The organism is Bradyrhizobium sp. 76, from assembly GCF_023073025.1.
Classification (GTDB): domain Bacteria; phylum Pseudomonadota; class Alphaproteobacteria; order Rhizobiales; family Xanthobacteraceae; genus Bradyrhizobium.
On the sequence record NZ_JADPIS010000009.1, the window covers coordinates 1 to 13,959 of the forward strand.

Genomic DNA, 13,959 nt, shown 5'->3' on the forward strand with positions numbered 1-13,959 from the left:
TCTGCATCGGCGTGCCAAGGCATTCGGGTTTGTTCTCCAGCCCGTGGAGCCGAAAGCTGGTGCTGCCGTTTCTTAGGAATCGTTCTCCAGCGTCAGCTCCCCGATCTTGGCGTGCAGCGACTTTACGTCCACAGCCGGCACGGCGGCCGTCACACTTCCAGATCCGAAAACCTCGGAAGCTCCTCCCTCGAGCTGCGCCTTCCACGCCATAATCTGATTGGGATGGACGTCAAATTGCTCAGCCAGTTGAGCTATCGTTCGGTCACCCTTCACGGCAGCGAGTGCCACCTTGGCCTTGAAAGCCGGCGTGTGGTTCCGGCGCGGTCGTCTGCTCATGGTCTCTCCTGTTCGCGGCGATTATCGCCGCCGTCAGGCAGAAACTCCACTTATCCTCCTGTTCAAATTTGCGGGGCCAGCTCTCTACCACACCTATATGAAACTCATGATCTAGGGCGTCCCGAGTTCGCCGTTCAGTGCGCGCACCCTGCAAACCAAGTAATCTAGGCGCAAATGTCGCAAGAATGGGGAGCAGCTTACCCATTATTCGGTCAGTTCTATTGTACGGCCCACTTGAGGCGACGGCGGCGCCTTAAGTGACAGAACCACCCGCTTGACACAACGGTGGGGCGTAGGGTTGAATACTTTCGCGTCGAAACTTTGTGAACGGTCATTCTGAAGTCCGTAGGTAATTGAAAAAACCGCATTTATGCGGGATATTCCGCTACGCTGATGCAAGCGATCACAATAGGAGGGAGATGTGCGCGCATTTTCACGGCGCAGTTTCGCTTCGGGCCTGCTGCTGACCGCGCTTGGCAGCGAAGGGGTCCGCTCCCAGATCATTCAGCAATCGCCTCCTCTGCCTCGCACCGAGCTCTTCAATTCGGGGGATTTTTTGTGGCCGAAAAAGCCCGGCGAATTCGTTCCGTACAGCCAGCAGGCAAATGCCGGCCCCGAGCACGACGCTGCAATTTGGCAAAAGGAAAAGCAGCAATTTCTTGAGCAAGCTGCCACGGAATCATCGGGTCTCTCCGCGAGTCAATTGGCCCAGATAAAGGATCTCGACTACCGCGAGTTTCTTGCGCGTTACGAAGCTGATCAACGGCCAGGAACGCCCGGCGTGTACTCATCAGGGGGGGGTGTCTATGTTGGCCACGTCGCCATCGTAAACATAACGAGCGATCGTAAGCCTGAGGTGGTAGAAGCTATTTGGGGCGCGGGCGTTGTTCGTCATTCTTACGAAAGTTGGCTGGCTGGACGCCAAGGCGAGGTCGTTTGGCTGGGCAGACTGCGCGACCGTTCGGCAGAAGATCGAGCCCGGATCAGTACGGAAGCCGCAAAGTACGTCGGCCGACCATACAACTTTTGGAACTTTAATTTGAACGACGACAGCGGTTTCTATTGCTCGAAACTGGCTTGGCTATCGGTTTTTCGAAGCCTTGGATTTGCGCTCGATGGAGATCCCAACCCTCAACGAGGGTTTTGGTTCTCACCGAAACAGATGCTGTACTTGCCAGTTGTTGATAGACTCTACGATCCCGGCCCCTATGCGTATCGTTGAGGATGACTATGGCTTCTTACCTGCTGAGGCCGGCTGCGATTCTGCTCTTGATAGCGGTAGCGGTCACCGCAGAAACATCAAGAGCGCAAGATTTTGTTGGCATTAGATCCAAAGCGCAGGATTCCATTCTCTTTGTCCAGCGGGTAGTTCGTAACCGCGACGGCACCGGCGAGCATGTTGCCGACAGCGCAACAGGTTTCGTGGTTGCGTGCCGAGGGTATTTTCTAACGGCAGCCCACGTTGTTCAAAGCGTCACTTCTTCTCAGGAGCAAGCATACTACGCGTCTCCAGGTCCGCGTGACAGTCAGCGCTTTCAATTAGATTTGGTCAAGTCTGACGCGGACCTCGACGTAGCCCTGTTTCAGCTACCACCCTCACGCCCTTGGGCGCCACTTGCGATCGCTTCGTCCTCGGGCGTTCCAGATGACGCGAAAGTGCTTGTCTTGGGCTATGGCACTGGAAGTGACTTAGGCTCAAGCCAGGGGACCATACGAAATCACTTCGGACCAGGCGGCCGACTCAATACACAAGTCCCGTTCAATCATGGAGACAGCGGGGCTCCCGCATTCGACATTTCTGGCCGAGTGATAGGTATGGCAAGTAGCGGTTTAGCACTTGCAAATTCATTCACCGTGATTACGCCTTCCGATTATTTTCAGCCCCTGCTGTCCTTAACCGGCGTCAACAATGCCCAGAATTGTACGCCGCCACCGACGCCAGTGTCAGCTTCGACTAAGTCTTTCCAGTTCTCTTTCACTGCGGAACCGGATCAGTCCCGTGAATTTTCACAGACGTTCTGCGTTGACGAGGGAGTTTCGGTTCGGCGGGTGGAAGTCCACACCGATTCCATTAATGGCGAGGGCACCCACATCATTTCCTCGTTGAAAGATACGGATCGACCGAATTGCGTGACGCTGCGCGTGTTTGTAAGGGGAAATGGCGTTGACCGCATCGGGGGCATTATCGTCAATTATCGAGGACGGGGCTGGATCTCCGGCGCGCTAAATGTAAGCTACGGCTGACCCTTATTTCGATATGCGAGCAATTAAGCCGGCCCGTCAGCAGGTGAGGATATGCGGTGAAATTCCGGGTCAAATACTTTGCAACTATGTTGTTTATTTCACTTGCTGCGAAGGAGGCTTACGCGTCGAGCCTCCTAGATGTAGTTAATTCAATCAACGCTCGCTTGACGCAGTTTCAACTGATCAGCGTTGCGTTGCCGGTCCTTGTTGATAAGGCGGTGGTCGCGGCCTATGAGTTCAGGCGCACCGGCAACTCCGATGTTCCGGTCATCACATTCCGACCGAAGAACTATTCCTTCCAGTACAACTTGACGCAGGATCCCACGAGATACTCCGTGAGCGATTTCTGTGAAGCTATTCACTCCACTAAACACCCGAACAAGCTGAATTTTGTAGAGATCGCCGCTAAGCTGGGAAATGACCGCGAAGGGGAACTCGCCCGACTTGCCAAAGAAGGGCCTGTCGAGATAGCGCTTGCAGCATATTCAGCGGGTGTCTCGCTTCTCGAGGCAGGATATCGCTCTCAAGTATCTCTTCTTGGTACCGCTAGCGCTGATCCGAACGAGCCCGCCGACGCGCTCTATTCAACGCCAGCGACGCACCGGACGTTTGGCGCGCTTTCACAAGATGATGAAAAGACGCTTTGGTACCGCGATATAGAGCGCTACTATGCTTTCAACGGCGGCTACTTTTACAGGGATATAACCAATCTCCGATCGAATGAATTCTTGGTGAAAATTATGGGACCGATAATGAGCATATGCAGAGAGCCCACTGAGCTGGTCCCGTTTGTCTGAACAGAATCTCCGCCTCGATAAGTGGAGCTTCTGCCGGGGTTAGACCGCCAAGCGGAATGGCGGCTGGTTGAAGTAGGCTTGATCCGGTGTGACGTCGTCAAGGCTCTGGTGCGGCCGGCGGCCGTTGTAGAAATCGAGGTATCGGCCGATCGAGGCACGAGCCTCGCTGACGTTGTTGTAGGCCCTCAGGTATACCTCCTCGTATTTGACGCTGCGCCACAATCGCTCAACGAACACGTTGTCACGCCAGGCGCCTTTGCCATCCATGCTGATGGCAATGCCGTTGCTGGCGAGTAGGCCGGTAAAGTCCGTGTCGGTGAACTGCGAGCCTTGATCGGTGTTGAATATCTCCGGCTTGCCGTGACGTGCCAGAGCATCCTCGAGCGTCTCGACGCAGAAGGCCGCCTCCATCGTGATCGACAGTCGCCACGACAGAACCCGGCGGGTCGCCCAGTCCAACACCACAGCGAGATAGACGAAGCCACGCGCCATCGGGATGTACGTGATGTCCATGGCCCAGACGTGGTTTGGTCGCGTAATTTCCAGGTCGCGCAGCAGATACGGATAGATCTTGTGGCCGGGTTCGGGCTTCGTGGTGCGCGGCCGGCGATAGAGCGCCTCTATCCCCATCCGCCGCATCAGCGTCTTGACATGCCGGCGGCCGATCTTACACCCCTCGGCAGCCAGCAGGCCTCTCAACATCCGCGAACCGGCGAAGGGAAACTCCAGATGCAGCCGGTCGAGACGCCGCATCATCGCCAGATCGCCGTCCGGCACCGGCCGCGGCAGGTAATAAACGCTGCCGCGGCTGATCTGCAAAACTTCCGCTTGCCTGGTGATCGACAGATCGTGCTCGCGGTCTATCATCGCTTTGCGCTCAGCAATCCCGCCTTGGTGAGCGCGCTTTCTAAAAAATCGTTCTCCAGCGTCAGCTCTCCGATTTTGGCGTGCAGCGACTTCACATCGATCGCCGGGATCTCCGGCGCTCGGCCTCCCGGTCCGAAAACCTCCGAAGCGCTCCCCTCGAGCTGTGACTTCCAGGCCGTGATCTGATTGGGGTGGACGTCGAAATGCTCGGCCAGTTGGGCTATCGTCCGATCACCCTTGAGGGTCGCCAGTGCCACCTTCGCCTTGAAGGCCGGTGTGTGGTTCCGGCGTGCTCGTCTGCTCATCGTCTCTCCTGTTCACGGCGATTATCGCCGCCTTCAGGCAGAAACTCCACTTAGCGACCTGTTCAAATTTGCGAAGCCGGCTCTCACCACGGCGATAAGGATTTTGGACGGATTGCTCATTTCAAACGAAAAATATTCGGATTCCGTAAGAGTGTTCATTCATATTTACAAGTAGTTGGTTAGCTTGAGCGAGCGCACGCCTAGGGAAAGATCTTTCATCCGAGTTGCGACCGCGCATGCAGAGGCGCCATGGTGCCTGTAGGAAAGCTGCCACGATCGTATGATCGCCGGACGCACGGGTGTACAAGTGCCTGCCCCTGAAAGGGTTTGGACGCGCCACGGACGCTCTTCGAAAATGCGCTCAAGTTTCGCCATTTCGTCTTCATGACGTGATGTTCGATTAGCCCGTGCTCGACACACCACGATAGGAAGGCGCTGAAACCTCGGTGCGCATTGCAAGCGGCAATCTTGTGCTTTTTGGCAATGCGATCGATTATCTCTTTGATCTCAGCGCGAGAGATTTTGCTCAGGACTTTATCCCCCAATTTGGGGAGAAAGTGCCGCTCGAAAATTCTTACACGGTGTCTCGCATGTTCGCGAGAAACTTTTGGTAGATGTTCGGCCTTGAACGCGTCGTACGCTATTCGGAGCGACCCATCGCGGTAGGCAAGTCTCTCATCTGCGGGATCTTTGCCCGCTGCGATCTGTCCAAGGATCTCTCTGGCTTGCCGTCGTGCCTCGGTCGCGTTGATCGCGCTCGCGCTACCGAGCGTCAGTTTTCGAATGCGCATCCGATCTCTAGGGCGATAGAACGTAAGCGTGGTGCTGAGGCCCTTCAGATTGTTTGTGCGCAGTCTTGTGAGCGCCGCTAGAAGAGTCATCTTCTGCAAGGGTGCTCACAATGGACGACCATTCGGACGACATAAGACGACCGCTGTCTCCGCGTGTCGAAGTGTATGCTGGAGTAGGCCGAAAGCAGTGGCCGGATGATTTGAAGGCCCAGATTGTCGCGGAAAGCCTCGAGCCAGGCGCGATTGTCACAGATGTCGCGCGTCGCCATGGGTGCCGGCCCCAGCAGGTGCACGACTGGCGGCGCCGGGCGCGTTTGGGCCAGTTGGTACTACCGGCTTCGGCGACACGCTGTCGTTCGTGCCGGTGGTATCGGAATCGGCGCTACCGGCAGCCGCAGAGCCCACCGGGTCGCCGGAAGCAGCTGTTGTGACGGTTGAGCTCCAGGGGGCACGAGTTGAGGTGCGAGGGACGCTGGCCTTGCTGTGTTGAGTGATGTGTTCTTGGCGATTCGACGGACACGTTCATGCTGACGCCGCCCGCCAGCCTCATGATTTACGTTGCGATCCGACCTGTAGACTTCAGGAATTATGCGGAGCCCACGATTATGCGGAGTGCGCGGCCGCTCAATCCGAGACCCGCTTCGTTATCAACAGTTTAGTTCCTAGTGCCCTCTTCCTCACTCCGCATAATCTGAGGCCTCCCTTCCTGCCTTGATGGCAACGAGAGGGAGACAAGGAATGGCCAAGTCGAGTGAGAATCACTGCCACGGGCAGCGCTGCATGGACGCAGGCGATCTCGCCCCGCTGGTGACGGAGTTCGCACGACACCTGACGGTGTTGGGGCATACGAGCTTGACGGTGAGCGGCTATGACGCCGCAGCCCGCCATCTCGCGCAATGGCTGACGCTGGCCAAGATTGCAGTCGCCGACATCGATGATGGCGTCACCGATCGGTTCGCGCGGCATCGCTGTCGATGCCCCGGCATCCGTCGCGAGAAGGGCGTGTCCAAGAAGTACGTGAGGCGGGTGCGCCGGTTCGTCGAGTTTCTCGGCGAGCGCGGGATCGTCCGGCGCAAGCCGAAGCTCGCATTTCCGACGCTCGACCGGCGGGTGGTCGAGTTCCAGGACTGGCTGCGACAGCATCGCGGCGTCACAGAGCTGACAATAGATCGGCACGGTCGCATGGTCATGCGGCTGCTCCCGGCGCTTGGCATCAGGTCGCGAAGTTGGAATGCCCAGCTCATTCGCGACGTGATCATTGCAGAGACGAAACGGGTCTCGCTCGCCTATGTGAAGACGATGACGATGGCGCTGAGAGGATATTTGCGGTTCCTCAGCGCGCGGGGTTTGTGCCGAGCGGGACTCGATCAGGCTGTGCCAATCATTCCGCAGTGGCGACTGTCGTCGCTGCCGCAATACATCCGCTCGTCAGATGTCGAGATGTTGATTGCAACGTGCGATCAGACCACGGCGACTGGCGTGCGTGATCGGGCGATCCTGCTGCTGTTGGCGCGACTGGGTTTGCGGGCCGGCGACATTCTTTCTCTTCGTCTCACCGATATTGATTGGCAACAAGCGACGCTGTCGGTTCGTGGCAAGGGGCGCCGGGAAACGAGATTACCATTGCCGCAAGACGCCGGTGATGCCTTGCTCGCTTATCTGGATCAAGCCCGGCCGCACGTCGTCGGTGGTCTAATCTTCTTCATGTCGAATGCACCAATCCGGCCACTGACAAGGTCGAGCGCAGTCTCTGACGTTGTGCGTTGTGCAATACGAAAAGCCGGCATCACCGCTCCGTCGAATGGGGCCAACCTGCTTCGACACTCGGCCGCGACGGCCATGCTGCGGGGCGGCGCGACGCTCGACACGGTTGGTGCCGTGCTCCGCCACCGTTCGCCTGACATGACCGCGCACTATGCCAAAGTCGACGTGACGATGCTGCTGCAGATCGCGCAGCCCTGGCCCGGAGATGCGTGATGCTGAGTCAATATCTGGCCAAATATGTGGACCAGCAGCGATCGCTGGGGTTCAAGTTCCGTGTCCAGCAAATCCTGCTGAGGGGGCTACGTCGGCTTCGCCGAGGAGCGCGGCGACCGACACATCAGAAGTGCCCGGGTCCTGGCATGGGCCGCACGAGCGCCGTCACCGGAGCAGCGCCGCAATCGGTTGCTTACCGTGCGGCGGTTCGCGCTGGCGATGCACGCCGAGAATCCGCGCCATCAGGTTCCGGCGGCGGATGCACTCGGCCACGCTATCGTCAAGCGGCGACCGCCGTATATCTATAGTGCGGACGAGATCGCACGATTGCTTCGCGCTGCGGCGGCACTCCGGCCGGTAGGCTCGATCAGACCGACCATGTATGTAACGCTCTTCGGCCTGCTCACCGCTACCGGCATGCGGATCGCGGAAGCATTGGCGCTGCAGATCGACGATGTGACTGCCGATGGGCTCGTCGTCCGACAGACCAAGTTCCAGAAGAGCCGGCTGTTGCCGCTTCACGCAACAGCTCGGCTGGCGCTCGACAGATATCTGGTCGCCCGGCGGTCGCTGACCACCACAGATCGTGCTCTCTTCGTATCGGTTGCCGGACGGTCGCTGCCCTACAACACCGTGCGACGCATCTTCCTGCAACTCCTCGATAGTACCAATCTCAGGGGCGCGTACGCGGGGCGAGATCCGCGCATCCACGATCTGCGCCACACCTTCGCGGTCCGCTCGCTGGAGCAGTGCCGCCACGATCGTGCTGCGGTCGCCCGCCATATCGTGGCGCTCAGCACCTACCTCGGCCACGCCCACGTGACCGACACCTATTGGTACTTGCAGGCGACGCCGACCCTAATGGGCCAGATCGCCGAGGCCGGCGAGGCATTGCTCATTGGAGGCGCCGCATGACCGCGCTCGCCCCCTACCTGAGCAGCTTCCTGCGCGAGCACCTGCCCAAAGAACGCAGGGCGAGCCAGCATACCTGCGAGGCGTATGCCCAGAGCTTCCAGCTGTTGCTCCAATTTGCCGCCGGCCGGCTCAAGCTCAAGCCATCGAAGATCGAGATCGAACGGCTCGACGCGCCGCTGATCTTGGCATTCCTGGAGCATCTAGAGAAGCAGCGCGGCAACTCGGCGCGAACTCGCAATGCCCGGCTCGCTGCGATCAACTCGTTCTTCCGTTATCTGGAATACAGGGTGCCATCCTGCCTCGACCAATCAGGTCGGATCCATGCGATCCCGATGAAGAAGACCGATCAGGCGCTCGTCGGCTATCTCACCCGTGACGAGCTGCAGGCTCTGTTAGACGCGCCAGACGCGAGCACCGTGTCCGGCATCCGTGATCGAGCCATGCTGCATCTGGCCTTCGCCGCAGGCATGCGCGTGTCGGAGCTGGTCGGCCTCCGGCTCGATCAGATCGACCGCCAGACCATGTCCAGCGTGCACATCATGGGCAAGGGCCGTCGTGAACGTGTCTTGCCGCTCTGGAAGGAGACGGCTGCAGCTGTGAAGGCTTGGCTTAAAGTGCGCCCAGTCAGCGACGCTCCTGAGCTGTTCTGCAACGCCCGTGCCCAGGCGATGACCCGCTCGGGCTTTGAATACATCCTGAGCAAGCATGTCGCCACCGCCGCTCGCAAGGCGCCGTCGATCGCCGGCAAAGGCATCAGTCCGCACGTACTGCGCCATACCTGCGCCATGCATACGCTTCAGGCGACTCGGGACGTCCGGAAAGTCTCGCTATGGCTCGGACACGCCAGCCTGCAAAGCACCGAGGTCTACCTTCGCGCCGATCCGACAGAGAAGCTCGAAGCGCTCGCCGTCATGTCGGCGCCGATGCTGACGCCCGGCCGATTCCGGGCGCCCGACAAGCTCCTGGCCATGCTGAATGCGGCCGGACGCAAGCCGAATTATGCGGAGTGAGATATGCGAGAAGACCGCGGCGGGCACCAACTTCCCGCCGCGCACTCCGCATAATCGTGGGCTCCGCATAATTGCGGTTATGTGGTGCACCACATAACAGGAAGGGCGCGGATGGCCTGGCGCTGTTGGCGAAGGAGACGCTGGGCCACGATCCGATGAAGGGCGTGGCGGTGGTCTTCCGTGCGAAGCGCGCTGACCGTGTGAAGATGGTGGTCTGGGATGGCAGCGGCCTTGTGCTGTACTGGAAGCGGCTCGATGGCAGCGGCTTCAAATGGCCGCCGGTTGTTGACGGCGTCATGCAAATGAACGCGGCGCAGTTGTCGGCGCTTCTGGCCGGCATGGATTGGACACGCATGCATGCGCCTCGAATCCCGCAGCCGAAAGCACTTGCGTAGGAAATAAAATCTTCGCTGCATCTGGGGGCGAAGCATGGCAGACTCGGGCCCATGAGTGATTTGCCTGATGAACTGCCGAGCGATCCAGCCGAGTTGCGTGCCTTTGCCGCGGCTCTGCTGGAGCGCTGCGCCAGACTCGAGCGGTTGCTCAAGCTTGCAAAAGACGCGCAGTTCGGTCGATCGTCGGGAAAGCTTGACGCTGATCAGCTCCAGCTTGTTCTGGAGGATATCGATCAGGCTGTCGCGGCTCTCGAAGCAGCCGAGGACCGCGCCAATCCCAAAACACGCGAGAAGAGAGCTGCCGAGCGCAGGGCCAATCGTGGCAAGCTGCCGGAGCATTTGCCGCGCATCGTCGAGACCCTGATGCCCGCTGCAACCTGCTGCCCGTGCTGCGCAGGCGACCTTTTTGAGATCGGTCACGATGAGAGCCAGAGGCTGGACGTCGTACCGGCGCAGTATCGCGTCATCGTCACCCGCCGCCCCAAACTGGCCTGCCGCGCCTGTCACGGCGTCGTCCTCCAGCATGCTGCTCCCGAGCGATTGATCAGGGGAGGACTGCCGACCGAGCGGCTCGTCGCGCATGTGATCGACGCCAAGTATCATTGGCATTTGCCGCTCTACCGCCAGGCGCAGATGCTGACGACGCACGGTATCGCCATCGACCGTTCTACGCTCGCCTTCTGGGTCGGCTATGCCGCCCAGGAATTGAAGCCCTTGTGGCATCGTCTGCGCCAGCTTCTGCTCGGCTCTTCGAAGCTCTGTGTCGACGAGACCCCCGCACCGGTGTTGGATCCGGGGCGCGGCAGGACCAAAACCGGCTACTTCTGGGCGCTGTCACGCGATGACAGGCCCTGGGCCGGACCTGACCCACCTGGCGTGGTTTACGCCTATGCACCGGGCCGTGGGGCCGTTCATGGCTTGCAGCTGCTTGAGGGCTTTCGCGGCATCATCCACTGCGACGGCTATCAGGCTTACAAAACTATGACCCGAGAGACGCGTGCGGACGCCTTGTCCGGGACGCTCGCCTTCTGGTCGCATCTGAGGCGCCAGTTTGTGAAGATCAAGCGCGAGGCCGCTCCGGCGCCAGCTCCGGTTGCCCGCGAGGCTCTTGAGCGCATCGCCCAGCTCTACGCAGTCGAAAAAGCGCTCCGCGGCCGATCAGATGTCGAGCGCCGTGCTGGCAGGCAGGCGCATGCCCGACCTCTGGCGACAGCCTTGAAGCGGTGGTTTGAGGCCAAGCTTGATCACCTTGCACAGAAGAGCGACACGGCGAAGGCCCTGCGTTACGCGCTGCGTCATTGGGACGGCCTGACGCTCTATCTTGATGACGGGCGCATCGAGATGGACACGAATGCTGTCGAGCGTGCGATGCGGCCGATCAAGCTCAACGCCAAGAACTCCCTTTTTGCCGGTTGCGACGAGGGCGCCGAGAATTGGGCAGTTCTCGCTTCGTTAATCGAGACCTGTAAGCTCAATGGCCTCAGTGCCGAGCACTGGCTCGCTGATGTTCTCGCGAAGCTCGTCAATGGTTGGCCTGCGGCGCGACTGGACGAACTGCTCCCTTGGGCGTCGATCTGCACGATGCATGCACACGATCCGAGGCTGGCGGCATGAGCCTGAACACGACCGCGGTCCGGATCAGGGTGACCCTCAAGGACGTGAAACCGGAGGTGATGCGGTGCCTTGTCGTGCCGCTCACGCTGCGCCTTGATCGGCTGCATCTGACGCTTCAGGAGGCATTCGGCTGGACGAACAGTCACCTCTTCGAGTTCTTCGCTGGTGAGGCACATTGGGGGATTCCCGACCCCGACAATGATTACGGCCACCAGCTCATGGATGCCCGTAAAGCGCGGCTTTGCGATATCGTTCGAGAGACCGGCGCCAAGACGATCCACTATCTCTATGACTTGGGCGACAGCTGGGATCACGTGATCAAGCTCGAAAAGTGGTTCGACAACACCACGACGGAGGGCATGCCCTTCCTGCTCGAGGCCGCCGGTCGTTGTCCTCCGGAAGACGTCGGCGGTGCGCCAGGCTATGCCGAATACCTCGACGCCATCAGCGACCCTGCTCATCCGGTGCACGAACATATGCGCCGCTGGGGCCCTGAGCAGTTTGATCCCAACGTCGTCGACCGGAAGGCGCTCGAGGCCGCCGTCACCGCTTTGTCGGAAATATGGAAGCCGCGCCGGCGCACCACGCGTTCAAAATAGACGTCAAGCACCAATCAAATGGGCCTCAGAGCTACGCTTACGATAGAACAGCACATAGGTCTTGTGCCCGCTTTTTCTAATGCGAAGACCCCAGCCTGGAAGCTGGCTGTCCCACACGTGAAACTCGGAACGATCGTCCGGCGCGGTCGCTTGAATGACCAATGACTTTGCTCATCGCGATCCCGCGAAAAAATCAGCGTGCGGGTAATGTCAGGGTAACTTCACGCCGTTTGTTCTACTTCCCACTACAAGGAGAACCAGAGTTACAAGGTGGTGTCAAATATTTGATTTCAATGGAGAATCGTTCGTTTAAATCCCCACTGGCTCGGGAATAATCGCAACTTTGTTTCGAGCTTCCAGAGCCTGGACGTGGAATCCAGGCATGACCGGCGCCAGCACGATCAAGGCGCCGCGCAGGCGTACCCCAGCGACGCCAAAGACAGCGATCAGCGCGACAGGCCGAAGCACATGTTTCGCGACATCGGGCCGGCGGTTGCCGATCCCGAGTTCCGGCCACGCATCTACGGAGATCCAGATCAGGCGCTGACCTGATCTTCGCGCGATTGGCCGCGACTACGGCGGGCCGTTGGCCGCAGCCGGATGCTCACCTTCAGCGAAATGAAAGAGGCCGCCAACTGAGGCGGCCTCTCGCATAATCAGTTGAGACACGCGAGTCGCGTGTGGCCATTAATCAATCGCCAACCGACAGCACAATCTTTCGTGCAGGTTGAGTCTAAACGTCCATAACTCTTATGAAGGCACGCTTTGCCGACTTTTGCGTAGCAAGTCACCGCGTTAGCAGCCACTGGCATCGCGAGTAGTATCGCTGCTATGAGCAAAGGTAATTTGTCATTTTGCATTGGATGCTGCTCCCTCGTGTGAAGGTGAACTGTCCTTGCGCATTCTACTATAGCGCGAATACGGACACTCTCAAGTTCAACTTAGGACACCTGAGGTCAAATACGGACAGTACCGGCACACGGGTACCGGAATAGGCCACTCGCGATTTCAAAGTAGGCCACTGAACTCTCCCCGTAGTTGTACTGACTCCAACTACCATTGCGCGAACCTATCTCTGGACTCCACCAAGATGGAGGGAGGGAATATGTCCCGAGTTACTGAGGATGAAGTTGCCAAGGCCGTTGAAGATGCTTTGAACGCGAGCGCCACGGGGCGCGCAACGATTAAAGATTTGATCTCCGAAATCCCGAACCGCATCACATTGTCCGCCGAAGACCTCAAGCAGAGCGAGACGCGTCCCAACGAAGCCCTTTGGGAGCAGCAAGTGCGCAACATAACTTCTCACAAGGCGTCCCCCGGTAATGCAATCTATGAGGGGCGACTAATCGCTATCCCGGGAGGTCTCGCCCTTCCCGGGAAGTGACTAGGAGAACTTCGCTTTATAGCCGGGCTTGAACCACTTTAGTTCGGTTTGGCCCGGCGCATCTTTGTCCCATACGAACCACGCATAGGCGGTTGTCCCGCTTCCCTTTGGTTCGACACCGCTCGGGTAAAACGTGATGCGTTCGCTAAAAACCCAGACTCGGGCGGGCGGTATTTTCGAGAAGATCGTGTTAGCTCGGTTCGCGCCCTCTAGGAACGCCAATCGCAACAGCAGCGCGAACTTGCGATTTGAATGCTTGACGCCGCTCGCGACGAACCCCTCAGCGCAGTTGTAAGGCGGGTTGGTTACGATGTTATCGGCCGACCACTTTGGTTCAAGGAAATCAAAGCCTGCTTCCCCATAGCCGCGATCGTACAGATCCGAGCTACGAACGGGCTGGCTCGTTTGCTCAAGAACGCGCGACATAGTGCCGTCACCGCACGCACTTTCCCAGATTTCTCCTTTGAACTTTTCATTGTCGATTAGAGCAAATGTTGCCCATGGGGGAGTTGGGAAAAAGTCGGGCCCATTAAGATCAGCAAACCTCTTCATTGTAGGCTTGAAGCCGCCGTTCAAATTGTATGTTGCGTCTGCCATCCGAATCTCCTTGCGGAGGGCAGAGTAACAGAGCTGGTCCCGGTTGTCTGAACAGAATCTCCGCCTCGATAAGTGGAGCGTCTGCCGGGGTTAGGCCGCCAAGCGGAATGGCGGCTGGTTGAAGTAGG

13 protein-coding genes and 2 pseudogenes are annotated in these 13,959 nt (G+C 58.8%); 12 read left to right on the forward strand and 3 right to left on the reverse strand.

Features of this window, described 5'->3' with window-relative positions; all coding sequences use genetic code 11:
• Positions 1 to 78: 78 nt before the first annotated feature.
• Positions 79 to 336, reverse strand: a pseudogene (locus IVB48_RS00165) (transposase); the annotation flags it as partial.
• A 421-nt stretch (positions 337 to 757) separates the two neighbouring features.
• On the opposite strand from IVB48_RS00165, the gene IVB48_RS41275 reads away from it, so the two are divergent.
• Genes IVB48_RS41275 through IVB48_RS00180 form a run of 3 tightly spaced genes read left to right on the forward strand, consistent with a single transcriptional unit; the run spans position 758 to position 3,377 of the window.
• The gene (locus tag IVB48_RS41275; protein WP_247396262.1) at positions 758 to 1,558 is read left to right on the forward strand and encodes a YiiX/YebB-like N1pC/P60 family cysteine hydrolase; all 801 of its coding nucleotides are present in this window, start codon (positions 758 to 760) and stop codon (positions 1,556 to 1,558) included.
• Between the two features lie 8 nt (positions 1,559 to 1,566).
• Positions 1,567 to 2,580 carry a serine protease gene (locus tag IVB48_RS00175; protein WP_247350439.1) on the forward strand — a complete coding sequence of 338 codons (1,014 nt, stop codon included), beginning with the start codon at positions 1,567 to 1,569 and terminating at the stop codon, positions 2,578 to 2,580.
• Positions 2,581 to 2,636: 56 nt separating this feature from the next.
• A complete protein-coding gene (locus IVB48_RS00180; RefSeq protein WP_247396282.1) occupies positions 2,637 to 3,377 on the forward strand; it encodes a hypothetical protein in 741 nt (246 codons plus the stop codon).
• A 39-nt stretch (positions 3,378 to 3,416) separates the two neighbouring features.
• Here IVB48_RS00180 and IVB48_RS00185 read toward each other — a convergent pair.
• Positions 3,417 to 4,549, reverse strand: a protein-coding gene (locus tag IVB48_RS00185; RefSeq protein ID WP_247396284.1) for an IS3 family transposase whose coding sequence is annotated in 2 segments (ribosomal slippage) — positions 3,417 to 4,294 and positions 4,294 to 4,549 — 1,134 coding nt in all. Because the reading frame shifts where the segments join, the coding sequence is not laid out codon by codon here.
• A gap of 934 nt (positions 4,550 to 5,483) precedes the next feature.
• Between IVB48_RS00185 and IVB48_RS00190 the strand changes: the two are divergent.
• From IVB48_RS00190 to IVB48_RS00230, 9 genes and pseudogenes are all read left to right on the forward strand, one after another.
• Positions 5,484 to 5,675 (forward strand): annotated as a pseudogene (locus IVB48_RS00190) (transposase); the annotation flags it as partial.
• A 403-nt stretch (positions 5,676 to 6,078) separates the two neighbouring features.
• Complete coding sequence (locus IVB48_RS00195; protein ID WP_247396290.1) at positions 6,079 to 7,317, forward strand: tyrosine-type recombinase/integrase; 1,239 nt, start codon at positions 6,079 to 6,081, stop codon at positions 7,315 to 7,317.
• 198 nt (positions 7,318 to 7,515) lie between these two features.
• Positions 7,516 to 8,232 carry a tyrosine-type recombinase/integrase gene (locus IVB48_RS00200; RefSeq protein ID WP_247396292.1) on the forward strand — a complete coding sequence of 239 codons (717 nt, stop codon included), beginning with the start codon at positions 7,516 to 7,518 and terminating at the stop codon, positions 8,230 to 8,232.
• Positions 8,229 to 9,242: a tyrosine-type recombinase/integrase gene (locus IVB48_RS00205; protein WP_247396295.1), complete on the forward strand. Its 1,014-nt coding sequence runs from the start codon at positions 8,229 to 8,231 to the stop codon at positions 9,240 to 9,242. The genes IVB48_RS00200 and IVB48_RS00205 overlap by 4 nt, the downstream gene beginning before the upstream one ends.
• Before the next feature lie 71 nt (positions 9,243 to 9,313).
• Positions 9,314 to 9,637 carry an IS66 family insertion sequence element accessory protein TnpB gene (gene tnpB, locus IVB48_RS00210; protein WP_256468847.1) on the forward strand — a complete coding sequence of 108 codons (324 nt, stop codon included), beginning with the start codon at positions 9,314 to 9,316 and terminating at the stop codon, positions 9,635 to 9,637.
• Positions 9,638 to 9,688: 51 nt separating this feature from the next.
• Positions 9,689 to 11,251, forward strand: coding sequence for an IS66 family transposase (locus IVB48_RS00215; RefSeq protein ID WP_247396300.1), 1,563 nt, complete (start codon positions 9,689 to 9,691; stop codon positions 11,249 to 11,251).
• Complete coding sequence (locus IVB48_RS00220) at positions 11,248 to 11,850, forward strand: plasmid pRiA4b ORF-3 family protein (protein WP_247396302.1); 603 nt, start codon at positions 11,248 to 11,250, stop codon at positions 11,848 to 11,850. The genes IVB48_RS00215 and IVB48_RS00220 overlap by 4 nt, the downstream gene beginning before the upstream one ends.
• Before the next feature lie 369 nt (positions 11,851 to 12,219).
• Positions 12,220 to 12,402, forward strand: a complete 183-nt coding sequence (locus tag IVB48_RS00225) for a hypothetical protein (protein WP_247396304.1) — start codon at positions 12,220 to 12,222, stop codon at positions 12,400 to 12,402.
• Between the two features lie 553 nt (positions 12,403 to 12,955).
• Positions 12,956 to 13,234: a hypothetical protein gene (locus tag IVB48_RS00230; RefSeq protein WP_247396306.1), complete on the forward strand. Its 279-nt coding sequence runs from the start codon at positions 12,956 to 12,958 to the stop codon at positions 13,232 to 13,234.
• Here IVB48_RS00230 and IVB48_RS00235 read toward each other — a convergent pair whose 3' ends face one another.
• Entirely contained in the window at positions 13,235 to 13,831 is a 597-nt protein-coding gene (locus tag IVB48_RS00235) for a hypothetical protein (protein WP_247396307.1), read from the reverse strand.
• Between the last annotated feature and the right edge of the window lie 128 nt (positions 13,832 to 13,959).